The organism is Actinomadura sp. NPDC023710 (genome assembly GCF_040639875.1).
Taxonomy (GTDB): domain Bacteria; phylum Actinomycetota; class Actinomycetes; order Streptosporangiales; family Streptosporangiaceae; genus Spirillospora; species Spirillospora citrea.
Window position 1 is genome coordinate 24,947 of the sequence record NZ_JBFAGB010000055.1, and the last position, 13,743, is coordinate 38,689.

At 72.9% G+C, this 13,743-nt stretch carries 12 protein-coding genes; 4 read left to right on the plus strand and 8 right to left on the minus strand.

Annotation, left to right across the window (positions count from 1 at the left end):
- Positions 1-235: 235 nt before the first annotated feature.
- Positions 236-1,510, plus strand: coding sequence for an ATP-binding cassette domain-containing protein (locus AB0H37_RS40265; protein WP_329093557.1), 1,275 nt, complete (start codon positions 236-238; stop codon positions 1,508-1,510).
- Here the strand turns inward: AB0H37_RS40265 and AB0H37_RS40270 are convergent, their stop codons facing one another.
- Positions 1,511-2,938: a PLP-dependent aminotransferase family protein gene (locus tag AB0H37_RS40270; RefSeq protein ID WP_329093560.1), complete on the minus strand. Its 1,428-nt coding sequence runs from the start codon at positions 2,936-2,938 to the stop codon at positions 1,511-1,513. It lies immediately after the preceding gene.
- An 82-nt stretch (positions 2,939-3,020) separates the two neighbouring features.
- Between AB0H37_RS40270 and AB0H37_RS40275 the strand changes: the two genes are divergently transcribed.
- The gene (locus AB0H37_RS40275; protein WP_360617877.1) at positions 3,021-3,629 is read left to right on the plus strand and encodes a TIGR03086 family metal-binding protein; all 609 of its coding nucleotides are present in this window, start codon (positions 3,021-3,023) and stop codon (positions 3,627-3,629) included.
- A complete protein-coding gene (locus tag AB0H37_RS40280) occupies positions 3,617-4,042 on the plus strand; it encodes a hypothetical protein (protein WP_360617878.1) in 426 nt (141 codons plus the stop codon). The genes AB0H37_RS40275 and AB0H37_RS40280 overlap by 13 nt, the downstream gene beginning before the upstream one ends.
- On the opposite strand, the gene AB0H37_RS40285 is transcribed toward AB0H37_RS40280, so the two are convergent.
- Positions 3,994-4,383 carry a MerR family transcriptional regulator gene (locus AB0H37_RS40285; protein WP_179833606.1) on the minus strand — a complete coding sequence of 130 codons (390 nt, stop codon included), beginning with the start codon at positions 4,381-4,383 and terminating at the stop codon, positions 3,994-3,996. The two genes, AB0H37_RS40280 and AB0H37_RS40285, sit on opposite strands and share 49 nt — an antisense overlap.
- A 130-nt stretch (positions 4,384-4,513) precedes the next feature.
- Here AB0H37_RS40285 and AB0H37_RS40290 point away from each other — a divergent pair, with 130 nt between their 5' ends.
- Positions 4,514-5,383 carry an LLM class F420-dependent oxidoreductase gene (locus AB0H37_RS40290; RefSeq protein ID WP_179833605.1) on the plus strand — a complete coding sequence of 290 codons (870 nt, stop codon included), beginning with the start codon at positions 4,514-4,516 and terminating at the stop codon, positions 5,381-5,383.
- Between the two features lie 42 nt (positions 5,384-5,425).
- On the opposite strand, the gene AB0H37_RS40295 is transcribed toward AB0H37_RS40290, so the two are convergent.
- From AB0H37_RS40295 to ppdK, 6 genes are all read right to left on the minus strand, one after another.
- Complete coding sequence (locus AB0H37_RS40295; RefSeq protein WP_329098338.1) at positions 5,426-5,878, minus strand: GtrA family protein; 453 nt, start codon at positions 5,876-5,878, stop codon at positions 5,426-5,428.
- 94 nt (positions 5,879-5,972) lie between these two features.
- Positions 5,973-7,142: an MFS transporter gene (locus tag AB0H37_RS40300; RefSeq protein ID WP_360617880.1), complete on the minus strand. Its 1,170-nt coding sequence runs from the start codon at positions 7,140-7,142 to the stop codon at positions 5,973-5,975.
- 47 nt (positions 7,143-7,189) lie between these two features.
- Positions 7,190-8,416, minus strand: a complete 1,227-nt coding sequence (locus AB0H37_RS40305) for an FAD-dependent oxidoreductase (RefSeq protein ID WP_360617881.1) — start codon at positions 8,414-8,416, stop codon at positions 7,190-7,192.
- A gap of 115 nt (positions 8,417-8,531) precedes the next feature.
- On the minus strand, positions 8,532-9,806 hold the full coding sequence (locus AB0H37_RS40310; protein ID WP_329093573.1) for a deoxyguanosinetriphosphate triphosphohydrolase: 1,275 nt from the start codon (positions 9,804-9,806) through the stop codon (positions 8,532-8,534).
- A 33-nt stretch (positions 9,807-9,839) separates the two neighbouring features.
- Positions 9,840-10,676 (minus strand): YdcF family protein, encoded by an 837-nt coding sequence (locus AB0H37_RS40315; protein ID WP_360617882.1) that lies wholly within the window; start codon positions 10,674-10,676, stop codon positions 9,840-9,842.
- A 128-nt stretch (positions 10,677-10,804) separates the two neighbouring features.
- Positions 10,805-13,504 carry a pyruvate, phosphate dikinase gene (gene ppdK, locus AB0H37_RS40320; RefSeq protein ID WP_329093578.1) on the minus strand — a complete coding sequence of 900 codons (2,700 nt, stop codon included), beginning with the start codon at positions 13,502-13,504 and terminating at the stop codon, positions 10,805-10,807.
- Positions 13,505-13,743: the final 239 nt, after the last annotated feature.

Here is a 13,743-nt window from a genome sequence, read left to right on the forward strand (position 1 = left end):
CGTGATCAAAGGTGACACGGCGGCCCGCCGATCTCCAGAGCTCCGGTTCGCCGGTCCCCCGGCACCGCAGCCGATCAGGTCGAAGTCAGGAACATCCTGCGGTGTCGAAATATACGATCCGATGGCCGAACTCGGCCGGGTTAACGGCGAGTAACCCCGGTTTTACTCTGGACAACGTGGACCGCACCGCGATGAGATGGCGCACCGTAGATTTGCCCACCCCCAGGCGGACTCGATGACGGATGTTGTGCTGGACGGCGTCGACAAGGTGTATCCCGGCGGCCAGGTGGCCGTCCGCGACGTCCGCCTGCGCATCAACGCCGGGGAGCTGTTCGTCCTGCTCGGACCGTCCGGCTGCGGCAAGTCGACCATCCTGCGCATGATCGCCGGGCTGGAGGAGATCACCGGCGGGGACCTGTGGCTGAACGGCACCGTGGCCAACGACCTGCCGCCGCGCGACCGGAACGTGGCGATGGTGTTCCAGGAGGGCGCGCTCTACCCGCACCGCACGGTCAAGGGCAACATGATGTTCCCGCTGGAGGTGTCCGGGGACGACCGCGCCGAGGCGTCCGCGAAGGTCGTCGAGCTGGCGCGCGCACTCGGCATCAACACGATGATCGACCGGCTGCCGCGCACGCTGTCGGGGGGCCAGCGGCAGCGGGCCGCGATCGGGCGCGCGCTGATCCGCGAGCCGTCGCTGTTCCTGATGGACGAGCCGCTTTCGAGCCTGGACGCGGGGCTGCGCACGGAGCTGCGCGTCGAGATCGCGGCGCTGGTGCGCTCCAGCGGCACCACCACCGTCTACGTCACGCACGACCAGGTCGAGGCCATGACCATGGCCGACCGGATGGCCGTGCTGCGCGACGGCGTCCTGGAGGACGTCGGCACCCCCGAGCAGATCTACGAGGACCCGGCGACCGTGTTCGTGGCCGCCTTCCTCAGCTCCCCTCCGATGAACCTGCTGCAGGCCACCCTGTGGGCCGTCGAGGGCCAGGGGCTGATGCTCGATCTCGGACCGCAGCGGCTCACCCTGCCCTGGAACGACCCGCGGGCGGCCGCGCTGATCAGCCATCAGGGCCGGCCCGTGATCGTCGGGATCCGCCCCGACACGATGATGCCGATCGCCCCGGGCTCCCCCGCCCCGTCGGGGACCGTCCTGTCGGGCCAGGTGCGCGCGCTGGAGTTCCACGGGCACGAATGGCTCGCCTACGCCGAGGCGGGCATCCCCACAGTGGACGCGAACGAGCTCGGGCGTCCCGAGCGGCCGCAGGCCCTCGCGGCGGAGCGGCCCGGGCTGCGCGACCGGGTGCGGGCGCTGTTCGGCAGGCCGGCCGGGGAGGAGGCCCCGATCGAGGAGCACGCGGGCCACCACCGGCGGTCCGACCTCGTCTTCCGCATCGCGCCGGGCGGGCGGCCCGACCGGGGCGACCGTGTCGCGCTGGCGGTCGACCTGGACCGGGTCCTGTTCTTCGGCGCGGACGGCCGGCGCATCACGCCCGTGCACCGCTAGTCACGCACGGCCGCTCCCGCCGCGCAGGACTCCGGCGAGCCGGCGCATCCCCTCGTCGATCTCCGGCGGCGTCACCGCGCCGTACCCGAAGACCAGGCCCGCGGCGGGCGGCCCGGTCACGGCGAACTCCGACAGCGCGAACAGCCCGACGCCCGCGCCGAGCGCCTTCGCGGCGACGGCGGCGTCGTCGGCGCCGTCCCGGAACACCGCGCTCAGGTGCAGCCCCGCCTCGGACGGGACGGGGTCGAGCCGGTCCCCCGGCAGCCCGGCGACCCGTTCGGCGACGCGCTCGTGCCGCGCCCGGTACTCGCGGCGCGACCTGCGGATGTGCCGGGCGAGCAGGCCCTCGTCGATGAACCGGGCGAGCGCCGCCTGCGCGGGCAGTTCGGCGTGCCAGGACGAGACATAGCGCGCCATCCGGAAGGCGTGGTGCAGCGACGGCGGCGCCACCAGGAACCCCAGCCGCAGCACCGGCCGCATGATCTTGGAGAAGGTGCCCGTGTACAGGACGCGGCCGTCCTCGTCGAGGCTCTGCAGCGGCTCGACGGGCCGCCCGCCGTAGCGGTACTCGGTGTCGTAGTCGTCCTCGACGATCACCACGTCCCGCCGCCGCGCCCAGTCGAGCAGCGCCCTGCGGCGCGGCAGCGACATCGGCATCCCCAGCGGGAACTGGTGCGAGGGGGTGACGTAGACGGCCCGCGCCTCGCCGGGCAGCGCGTCCACCCGGAGCCCCTCGGCGTCGACCGGCACGCCGCGCACCCGCATCCCGGCCGCGGCGAGGAGCATCCGCACGGGCGGGTACCCGGGGTCCTCCACGGCCACCACGTCGCCCGGTTCGAGGAGGACCCGGACGATCAGGTCGAGGGCCTGCTGGACACCGGAGGTGACGACGACGTCGGCCCCGCTCGCCCGCACCGACCGCGAGACGCCCACATGCCGGGCGACGGCCTCGCGCAGCGCGGGCAGCCCGGCGGGGTCGGCCGCCGAGGCGGGATCGGCCAGCCCCGACGGCCGCAGCAGTCCCCCCATGATCCGCCGCCAGGCCTCGTAGGGGAACAGCCGCACGTCGGGCAGCCCGGCGCGGAAGTCCCACCGGACTCCGGGCATCGGCGCCGGCCAGACGGACACTCCCTCCCACACGCCGCGCGGCCGCAGCGGCGAGGCCGCGGGCGCGCCGCGCGCCGCGGAGCCGGTCTCCCGGACGAACGTCCCCGCGCCGACCCGGCTCGTCAGGAACCCCTCGGCCGCGAGCCGGTCGTAGGCGACGCCGACCGTGTTGCGGGAGATCGCCAGGCGCCGCGCCAGCTCGCGCGTCGGCGGCAGCGCCTCCCCCGCGCGCAGCCGGCCGTCCAGGATCGCGGCGCGCAGCTGGCCGTAGATCTGCCCGGCAAGGTCGCGGCGCCCGACCAGGCTCACATGGAGGTCCACGGCGCCGACCCTAAATCGGCTCAGTCAGTCTGTGCAATTTTGGACCTGTACCTGGGCCTCTGCGAGTCCCTACCGTGGCCGCATGGACCTGCTGAACGAACTGCTCACAACCGATTTCCGACCGCTCGACCGGAAGGCGGCCGATCTCTACCTGTCCGTCGTCGCGCAGGTGAAGCCGGACGCGCTGCACCTGCCGACGCCGTGCCCCGACTGGACGCTGCACGGCCTGCTGCGCCACCAGGTGAGCCAGGACGAGGGCTTCGCGGCCGCCGCCCGGGGCGAGGGCGCGCGGCTGTCCGCCTGGCGCGGCGGCGATCTCGGCGACGACCCCCTCGCCGCGGCGCGGGCCTCCGCCGACCTCGTGACGACGGCCTTCGCCGAGGTGGCCCTGGACGCCGAGCTCGCCCTTCCCGAGATCCGCGACGGCGGCGCCTTCCCCGCCGCGCTGGCGATCAGCTTCCACTTCGTCGACCTCGTCGTGCACGCCTGGGACGTCGCCGCCTCGATCGGCGCGGGCTGGGAGCCCGCCGGCGAGCTCGTGGAGGCGTCCCTCAAGGTCGCCGCCATCGTCCCCGAGGAGGGCCGGGGCCCCGGCGGCTCGTTCGCCCCGTCCGTCCCCTCCGCGGACGGCGCGGAGTCGCGGGAGCGCCTGCTCACCCTCCTCGGCCGGGATCCCTCATGGCGCTCCTGAGGACCCGGTGGCGTGCGGGACCCGTCCGGGCGACGGGCCCGGTCCTCGTCAGCGTCACCGACTTCACCTGCGCGCATCCCCTCGACCTGCCGAGGGCCTTCCACGCGGGCATGGGGCTGCGCCGGTCGTGGCCGGAGCTGGAGGGCGCCGTCGGCCTGTGGCTGTGGACGGACCTCCGCCGGCGCAGGTGCGGCTCCGTCTCGGTCTGGACCGGCGACGCCGCGCTGCGCGGATTCGTCGCCTGGCCGCCGCACGTCGCCATCATGCGGAGGTTCCGGCGGCGCGGGACGATCCGCGCCGACACCTGGTGGGCGGACGCCTTCGAGCCGGCCGAGACGTGGGCGCGCGCGGAGCGCGTCCTCGCTCAGGCGGGAGCGGGAGCGGGCTCGCAGGTCATCGACGCCTCACGGTAGAAGCCGATCTTCACCTTGATCTGCCTCTGCTGCGCGCGCAGCGTCGCGATCTGCTCCTCAACCCGGCGGTCGTGCTCCTGCAGCAGGTCGAGCCGCTCCTGGACGGTCCGACCGCCGCCGCGGGCCAGCTCGGAGTAGCGCAGCATCTCGGCTATCGGCATCCCGGTGCCGCGCAGGCAGCGCAGCATCCCGAGCCATTGCAGGTCGTCGTCGGAGAACACGCGCCGTCCCGACGCGTTCCGCGCGATCCCGGACAGCAGCCCGATCTTCTCGTAGTAGCGCAGCGTGTCGATGCTGAAACCGCTCTTCTCGGCGGTCTCGGCGGGAGAGTAGGAGCTCACGCTCCCCAGGATCGCACCTGGAGTGCACTCCAGGTCAACGTCCCGGCCGGTGCGCCTGCTTGACCTGGAGCGCACTCCAGGTCCCAGAGTGGAAGGAGACGCACGAGACGAAGCACGCGAAGGGAATGCCATGCGCATCGGACTCCAGGTTCCGAGCTTCACCTTTCCCGGGGGGCCGGAGCAGATCGGCCCCACCTTCGGACGCGTCGCCCGCGACGCCGACCAGGGCGGGCTGCACTCCCTGTGGGTGATGGACCACTTCTTCCAGATCGAAGCCGTGGGCCCGCCGGAGGACCCCATGCTGGAGGGCTACTCGGCGCTCGCGTACGCGGCGGCGCTGACCGAGCGGATCACGCTCGGGACGATGGTCACCGGGGTCACCTACCGGCACCCCGGCGTCCTGGTCAAGACGGTGACCACGCTGGACGTCCTGTCGGGCGGGCGCGCGTGGCTCGGCATCGGCGCGGCCTGGAACGAGGAGGAGTCGCGCGGCCTCGGCATCCGGTTCCCGCCGACCGCGGAGCGGTTCGAGCGGCTGGAGGAGACGCTGCGGATCGCCCACCGGATGTGGGAGGGCGACGAGTCGCCGTTCGAGGGCGAGCACTACACGCTGGAGCGCCCGCTCAACTCGCCGCCCGCGCTGCGGCGCCCCCGCCCGCCGATCCTCGTCGGCGGGGGCGGCGAGAAGAAGACGCTGCGGTTCGTGGCGAAGTACGCCGACGCCTGCAACCTCTTCGACGGCGACGAGCTGCCCCGCAAGCTGGAGGTCCTGCGGGAGCACTGCGAGCGCGAGGGCCGCGACCACACCGAGATCGAGAAGACGTCGCTGACCTTCTTCACCGGTACGCCCTCGGTCGGCGCCGCCGTCGACACCGTCGGGCGGCTCGCCGAGCGGGGCATCGACCATGTGATCTTCTCGCAGGGCACCGGCCAGGACCTCGCCGGCATCCTCGCCGAGGCCCTGGTGCAGACCGAGAAGATCGTCCCGGCGGGCCGGTGAGACCCGGTCCCGCGTGAGGGGAGAACCCCCGCGGCGCCCGATTCATGCCGTCGCGGGGGTGAACACCCACTTCTTGTACGACCAGTAGCGGAACGCCGACCCGAGGCCGACGCCCGCGAGGAGCCCCAGGTTGTAGGCGATCCCGCCGTGCAGCCCGAGGGTGTAGTAGGTGAAGCCGGTGCACAGCACCTGGATCAGCAGCCCGACGCCGTTCAGCGCGAAGAAGATCGCGACCTCCCGGCCGGAGCCGTCGCTGTCGCGGTGCCGGAACGTCCAGAACCGGTTGAGCAGGTAGGAGCTCAGCGTGGACACCACGGTCGGCACGACGACGCTCGTGACCGGGCTGCCGCCGAGCCACGCGCGCATCAGGTTCGCGCCGAAGATCATGATGAGCGTGCCGACGCACCCCACGAAACCGAAACTGAGCAGTTCGCTAAGGAATGTCCGCAGCGCCCGGGCGGACGTGACCGTTTCGGCCGGTCTCGACCGCTGCATGGTGCTCACTCGCCCAGACCTTACCTGAGTAGGACATATACAAAAGTCGTAACCCCACCAAAAGATCAATGGGGACGACCGGCACCGCTCGCCCTCACCGCTCGGCCGTCACCGCCGCCGGGGCGAGCAGGACGATCAGCCCGACCAGCGCGACCGGGACGGCCAGCGCCCACGTCAGGCCCACGCCCTGCGCGATGAACCCGATGACGGGCGGGCCGCCGAGCAGGCCGAGGTAGCCGACGCCGGTGACCCGGGAGATCCCGGCCGCGGGCGGGACGCCGGGCACGTTGCCCGCCGCGCTGAAGGTGACGGGCGCCACCACCGCGACGCCGAGGCCGAACAGCGTGAACCCGGCCACCGCCGCCGTGGGGTCGCCCGCCGCGAGCCCGAGGCCGAGCCCGAGGGCGGCGACCAGCGAGCCGCCCCGCAGCACCGGAACGGGCCCGAAGCGCGCGACGACCTGGTCGCCGGTGAGCCGCCCCACGGTCATCGCCACCGCGCACCCGGCGTACCCGAGCCCGGCCACGCCGGGCCCGGTGCCGAGGTTCTCCCGCAGGTAGATCGCGCTCCAGTCGGCCATGGCGCCCTCCCCGACGAACGAGCACAGCCCGATGACACCGAGCATGATCAGCGGCCGGCGGGGGGAGCGCGCGGGGACGGGGGCGTCCTCGTCCGGCTCGGGGAATTCGTCGGCGGAGCGGTCCAGCAGGCCCCGGCAGCCGAGGGCCAGCAGCGTGATCAGCACCGCCGCGGCGACCGCCAGGTGCAGCGGGACGGGGACGCCCGCGTGCGCGGCCGCCGAACCGGCCAGTGCCGCGAGCAGCGTGCCGATGCTGTACGAGCCGTGCAGCCCGGACATGAGCGGACGGCCGTAGCCGCGCTCCACGGCGACGCCCTGCGCGTTCATCCCCACGTCCATCAGGCCGAGCGAGGCGCCCATCAGCAGCAGCGAGAGGATCAGCCCGCCGAGGTTCCAGGCGAGTCCGAGCGGGACCAGCGCCAGCGCCCCGGCGGCCCCGGCGGCGATCGTCGTCGCGCGGCTTCCCCACCGACCGACGATCCGGCCCGCGAACCGGACGGCCGCGACGACGCCCACGGGCGCGCCCAGCAGCGCCACGCCCATCGCGCCCTCGCTCAGCCCGAGATGCTCCTTGATCTGCGGGATGCGGGCGACCCAGGCGGCGCCGAGGAGGCCGTGCGCGGCGAACGCCAGCGTCACCGCGACGCGCGCCCGGGCCAGCGTCGTGATCTTCTCGGTAACCACTCAGCCGACTGTACGTCGCTGACGCGACAGGGCCCGTCCCGGCCGCCTCACACCAGGTCCGCGAGCGGCGCCCCCGGGTCGGCGAGGCGGGCGGCGTCCACCGGGCGCCCGGAGCGGATCAGCGCCTGGACGTCCCCGGTGACGTCCCACACGTTGACGTTCATGCCGGCGACGACCCGGCCGCCGGACAGCCAGAACGCGACGAACTCCCGTCCCGGGACGTCCCCGCGGTACACGACCTCGTCGTACTCCCCCGGCGCCGCGACGCCCGACATCTCCATGCCGAGGTCGTACTGGTCGCTGAAGAAGTAGGGGATCTGGTCGTAGACGACGTCCTGGCCGAGCATCGCGCGGGCCGCGGCGGGCCCCGCGTTCAGGGCGTTCGCCCAGTGCTCGACGCGGATCCGGCGGCCGAGCAGCGGGTGGTAGGCGTTGGCGACGTCCCCGGCCGCGTAGATGTCGGGGTCGGACGTGCGCAGCGACTGGTCGACGAGGATCCCGTCGGACACCTCCAGCCCGGCCTCCTCGGCGAGCCCGCTGTTGGGCCGCACCCCGATGCCGACGATCACGACGTCCGCGGGCACCTCGGCGCCGCCGGAGGTCACGACCGCCGACACCTGCCCGGCGCCCCAGAACCCGGCCACGCCCTCGTCCATCCGCAGGACGGCGCCGTGCTCGCGGTGCAGGTCGGCGAACATCCCGCCGAGCTCGGGCCCCATCGCGGCGTGCAGCGGCACCGGTTCCGGTTCGATGACCGTCACCTCGTTGCCGTGCTCCCGGGCGGCGGCCGCCGCCTCCAGCCCGATCCAGCCCGCCCCGGCCACCACGACCCGGCGTCCGCCGGGCGCCAGCGCCTGCTTCAGCGCGGCCGAGTCGGCCATCGTCCGCAGGTAGTGGATGCCCTGGAGCTTGGAGCCCGGCACGTCCAGCCGGCGCGGGGAGGCGCCCGTCGCCAGCAGCAGCCTGTCGTAGGAGACCGGCTCCTTGGTGGACAGCCGGACCTGGTGCGCGCCCCGGTCGATGGACGCGACGGACGTGCCGACCCGCAACTCCACGTCGTGCTTGTCGTACCAGTCCGCCTCGTGGACGTGGGCCTTCTCCCGGGGTTCCTTGTCCAGCAGGAACCCCTTGGACAGCGGAGGCCGCTCGTACGGCCGCTCGATCTCCTCCCCCACCAGCAGCACCCTGCCCGCGAAGCCCTCCTCGCGGAGCGTCTCGGCCGCCTTGGCCCCGGCCAGGCTCGCGCCGGCGATGACGAACGTCTCCTCGGGCATGGTGACCTCCTGTAGTGGACCTGTAGCTATCCCTACAGCGGCCTATGCCACGAGACAAGGGTCCATCGACTGGCGCGTCGAGGCGTGTCCCTCCGCGCCGGCCCGTACCCGCGGGTCAGTACCCGCGTCCGCCCAGCATGCGGTGGCGGGCCATCGCCGACAGGTCGGTCAGGGAGGCGATCTGGTCGATCACGGCGCGCAGCCGGGCGGCGTCGTCGGAGGCGTCCGTGAACGCGTCCCGGAAGCCCGGGTCGAGCGTGTCCGGCGCCCCCGCGAGCATCATCTCCGCGAGTTCGGTGATCAGCGTCCGCTGGCGGGCCCTGACCTCCTCGTGGCTGATCCACACGTAGTGCGCCGTGACGCCCTTGAGCAGGGCGTTCTCCAGCCACTGCGGCCGCGGGACGATCAGCTCCGCCGCGTAGCGGGTGAGCGGGCGGTCGCCGTAGGCCTCCCGCGTGGCGGTCTCGGCGGCCAGGCAGAACCGACCGATCAGCGTGCTGGTCAGGTTCTTGAGGGCGGCGAGGCTGCGCGGGGTGCCGTCGTAGCGGTCGGGCCAGTAGGGCTCGGCGAGCAGCACGGCGAAGCGCTCCTCCAGCTCCGCCTGGCCGGCGTCGGGGCAGTACAGCTTGGCCGCCGTGGCGGCGACGAGGCGGCGCTCGGCGGGGTCGGCGAGGCGGCCGAAGTCGACGTGCCCGGCGACCAGCGCGTCCTCCAGGTCGTGGACGGAGTAGGCGACGTCGTCGCTCCAGTCCATGACCTGGGCCTCGAAGCAGGTGCGGCCCGGCTCGGCGCCGTCGCGCACCCAGCGCGCCACGTCCGCGTCGTCGTCGTAGACGCCGAACTTGCCGTTCACGGCCTCGGCCTGCGACCACGGGTACTTCATCGCGGCGTCCAACGCGGCGCGGGTCAGGTTGAGGCCGACGCTGCGGCCGTGCAGGGGCGGGCCCTCCACACCGAAGGACTTGGGCTCCAGCCTGGTCAGGACGCGCAGGCTCTGCGCGTTGCCCTCGAACCCGCCGCAGTCGCGCGCGACGATGTCGAGCGCGTACTCGCCGTTGTGCCCGAAGGGCGGATGCCCGATGTCGTGCGACAGGCAGGCCGTCTCCACCAGGTCGGGGTCGCAGCCGAGCGACTTGCCCAGCTCGCGGCCCACCTGCGCGCACTCCAGCGAGTGGGTGAGGCGGGTGCGCAGGCTCTGGACGGTGTCGGCCACGGCGTCGGCGCTGGGCGAGGCCACCTGCGTCTTGGCGGCCAGCCTGCGGAGCGCGGCGCTGTGCAGGACCCGGGCCCGGTCGCGCTCGAACGCCGTGCGGTCGCGCCGCTTGGGGGGCTCGGGCGCCCAGCGTTCCTTGTCACGGCCGTCGTAGCCCGTGGTCACGTTGATCGTCATGTCCCTATCCAGGGTAGAGGGCCGCGGGGGTCCTCAGCCGCCCGGCGACGGCGAGGACCGGGGCGGAGACGACGAGGAGGACGGGGGCTGAGACGTCGACGGCGTCTCGGACGGGTCGATGTGGATGCGCTTGATGGTCTCGTCCGGCACCTGGACGCTCTTGCCCAGCAGCACGTACGACAGGTACCCGCCGGTCTCGCGGACGATGTAGTGGAACTGGGTGTCGCGGGTCTGCACGCTCGGGCCGCTGCGGGTCGGCGACGCGGCGGCCTCGATGCCGCTGTCCTCGGCCATCTTCTTGGAGCGCAGCCCGTGCCACGGGTCGGTGACGATCACGCCCGACGACCAGTGGTGCCGGTCGAACTCCTTGCCGACGGCCTTCATGCTCTCCAGCGTGTCGCGCCCGACGGGCACCTCGAAGACCCGGGAGGCCGGCACGCCGCCCTTGGTGATCAGCCAGCCGCGGCCGGCCCCGGCCTCGGTGTAGTTGTCGCCGGGCGCCTTGCCGCCCACCGTCACGATGGCCGGCGCGACCCCGCCGCGGTACAGCTCCAGGGCGTGCTGGAGCCTCCATTTCAGCGTCGGGGACGGCACCCCGTTGTACTGCGCGGCCCCCAGCACGATGATCGCGTCGGAGCGCGGCCGCTCGTCCTGGCGGGCCTGGTGCCAGATCCGCAGCCCGACGGTGAGCGGCGTCAGCACCGCGATCGCCAGGAGCCCCGTGAGGACCCCGGCGGGGATCGTGAACCAGGGCGACCGGCGCCACCGCCCGCGCCCACGGCGCCGCCGCGGCCCGTCCGCCCGGTCCTCGGGCCGGTCCGTCTCATCGTCTTCCGGCGTGAACTCCGGCAACTCCGCTTCCAACGTCATCGCATCGGACACGTTAGTGAGATGTTCCGGCATGCGCGCCAGGTTCGCCAGGTCGGCGTGTCATCCGTCCCACATCGGTCCCGGCGGCCGATTCCGGGCGTGCGGGGGGCCGGCCGCCGGGCGGGACGTCAGCGGCTGTCGCTGCCCCCCGGGGCGTCCGCGGCCTCGATGGCCGCGCGGCCCGCCTCCAGCCGCGCCACGGGAATCCGGAACGGCGAGCAGGACACGTAGTCGAGGCCCACCTCGTGGCAGAAGTGCACCGAGTCGGGGTCGCCGCCGTGCTCGCCGCAGATGCCGAGCTTGAGGCCGGGGCGCGCCCGGCGGCCCTCCTCGGCGGCGATGCGCACGAGCCTGCCGACGCCCTCGCGGTCGAGGGTCTCGAACGGCGAAACCCCGAAGATCCCGAGTTCCAGGTAGCGGGAGAAGAACGCCGCCTCGACGTCGTCGCGGGAGAAACCCCAGGTCGTCTGGGTGAGGTCGTTGGTGCCGAAGGAGAAGAACTCGGCGGCCTCGGCGATCTGCCCGGCGGTCAGCGCCGCCCGGGGCAGCTCGATCATCGTGCCGATCAGCGCCGGCACGTCGATCCCGCTCGACTCCCTGACCGCGGCGAGGATGCCGCGCGCCTCGTCCCGGACGGCCTCCAGCTCCTGGACCGCGCCGACCAGCGGGATCATGATCTCCGGGCGCGGGTCGCCGCCCGCCCTCCTGCGCGCCGCCGCGGCCTCGGCGATCGCGCGCACCTGCATGCCGAACAGACCGGGAATCACCAAACCGAGCCGCACGCCGCGCAGGCCCAGCATAGGGTTCTGCTCGTGCAGTCGGTTGACTGCTTCGAGCAGTCTCCGGTCCTTGGCGTCCGCTTCGTCGCCCGCGAGCGCGACCCTGACCGACAGCTCGGTGATGTCGGGGAGGAACTCGTGCAGCGGCGGGTCGATGAGCCGGATGGTGACGGGCAGTCCGTCCATCGCCTCGAAGATGCCCTCGAAGTCGCTCTTCTGGAGCGGCTCCAGGGCGTCCAGCGCGGCCTGCCGCCCGTCGTCGTCCTCGGCGAGGATGAGCTTCTCGACGAGCTGCCGCCGGTCCCCGAGGAACATGTGCTCGGTGCGGCACAGCCCGATGCCGGCGGCGCCGAACCGGCGGGCCCGGGCGGAGTCCTCGGGGTTGTCGGCGTTCGCGCGGACCTTCAGCGCGGCCCGCGCGTCGGCGTGCTCCATGACGCGGTGCACGGCCTTGACCAGGTCGCCGCCGTCCTCGGTCGAGAGCTGCCCCTCGAAGTAGCGGACGACGGGCGAGTCCTCGACGGGCACCTCGCCGAGGTAGACCTCGCCGGACGACCCGTCGATCGAGATGACGTCGCCCTCCCTGACCGTGATGCCGCCGGGCGCGGTGAAGCTGCCGCCCTTGACGTCGACGTCGAGCTCCTCGGCGCCGCAGACGCACGTCTTGCCCATGCCGCGGGCGACGACCGCGGCGTGCGAGGTCTTGCCGCCGCGGGAGGTCAGGACGCCCTTGGCCGCGACCATGCCGGAGAGGTCGTCGGGGTTGGTCTCGCGGCGGACGAGGATCACCTCCTCGCCCCGCCCGGCCAGCTCCACGGCGCGCTCGGAGGTGAACACGGCCTTGCCGACGGCCGCGCCCGGCGAGGCGTTCATGCCCTTGGTGATCTTCTGGACGCCGTCCACCCGGTCGGTGAAGCGGGGGAACATGAGCTGGGCGAGCTGGTCGCCGGTGACGCGGCGGGCGGCCTCGTCCAGGTCGATGAGCCCCTGGTCGAGCAGCTGGCAGGCGATCCGGAACGCCGCGCCGGCGGTCCGCTTGCCGACCCGGGTCTGCAGCATCCACAGCTTCCCGCGCTCGATCGTGAACTCGATGTCGCACATGTCGCGGTAGTGGTTCTCCAGCGTCTCCATGATCTCGACGAGCCGGTCGTAGGACGCCTTGTCGATGCGCTCCAGCTCCGTCAGCGCGACGGTGTTGCGGATGCCGGCGACGACGTCCTCGCCCTGGGCGTTCTGCAGGTAGTCGCCGTAGATGCCCTGCTGCCCGGTCGCGGGGTCGCGGGTGAAGGCCACGCCCGTCCCCGAGTCCAGGCCCATGTTGCCGAAGACCATCGAGCAGATGTTGACGGCCGTGCCGAGGTCGACGGGGATGCGCTCCTGCCGCCGGTAGAGGATGGCGCGCGGCGCGTTCCAGGAGTCGAACACCGCCTCGACGGCCAGGTCCATCTGCTCGCGCGGGTCGGTCGGGAACTCGCGGCCCGCCTTCTCCCGTACGATGACCTTGAACCGGTCGACGAGCTCTCTGAGGTCCCCGGCGGTCAGGTCCCCGTCGTCGTCGCTGCCCCGGGCCCGCTTGACGTCCTCGACGGCGTCCTCGAACAGGTCGCCGTCGATGTCCATGACGGTCTTGCCGAACATCTGGATCAGCCGGCGGTAGGAGTCCCACGCGAACCGCTCGTCGCCCGCCTGGGCGGCGAGGCCGTGCACGGACTCGTCGTTCAACCCGACGTTGAGGACGGTCTCCATCATTCCCGGCATGCTGAACTTGGCGCCGGACCGTACGCTGACCAGGAGGGGGTCGTCGCTCTGGCCGAGCTTCTTGCCCATCGCGGACTCCAGGTCGGCCAGGTGCCGGTTCACCTCGTCCGCCAGGCCGTCGGGCAGGCTCCCGTGCTCGAGGTAGTGCCGGCATGCCTCCGCGGTGATCGTGAACCCCGGCGGCACGGGCAGCCCGAGATTGGTCATCTCGGCCAGGTTGGCGCCCTTGCCCCCCAGGAGATCCTTGAGGTCCTTGTTTCCCTCAGTGAAGTCGTACACGAACTTCCGCACGGGGAGCTCCTTCTCGCTCCGGTTCCACCCAGTGGCAGTTCCGGGCCCGCCTCCGCGGGGCGCGCGGCATCGCATCACCCCAGGCGGCGGCGGGTCCGCTGCCCTGTTTGCCGGGACTGTACCCGCGAACACGAGCCTTGCTCGGCGCCCGGTGCGCCGAGGGGAGTTATCCCAGCTCAGACTGCAGATAGTGGTCTATTCCACTAGGGAGACCAGCGACACACCGCAATAAACCGCAC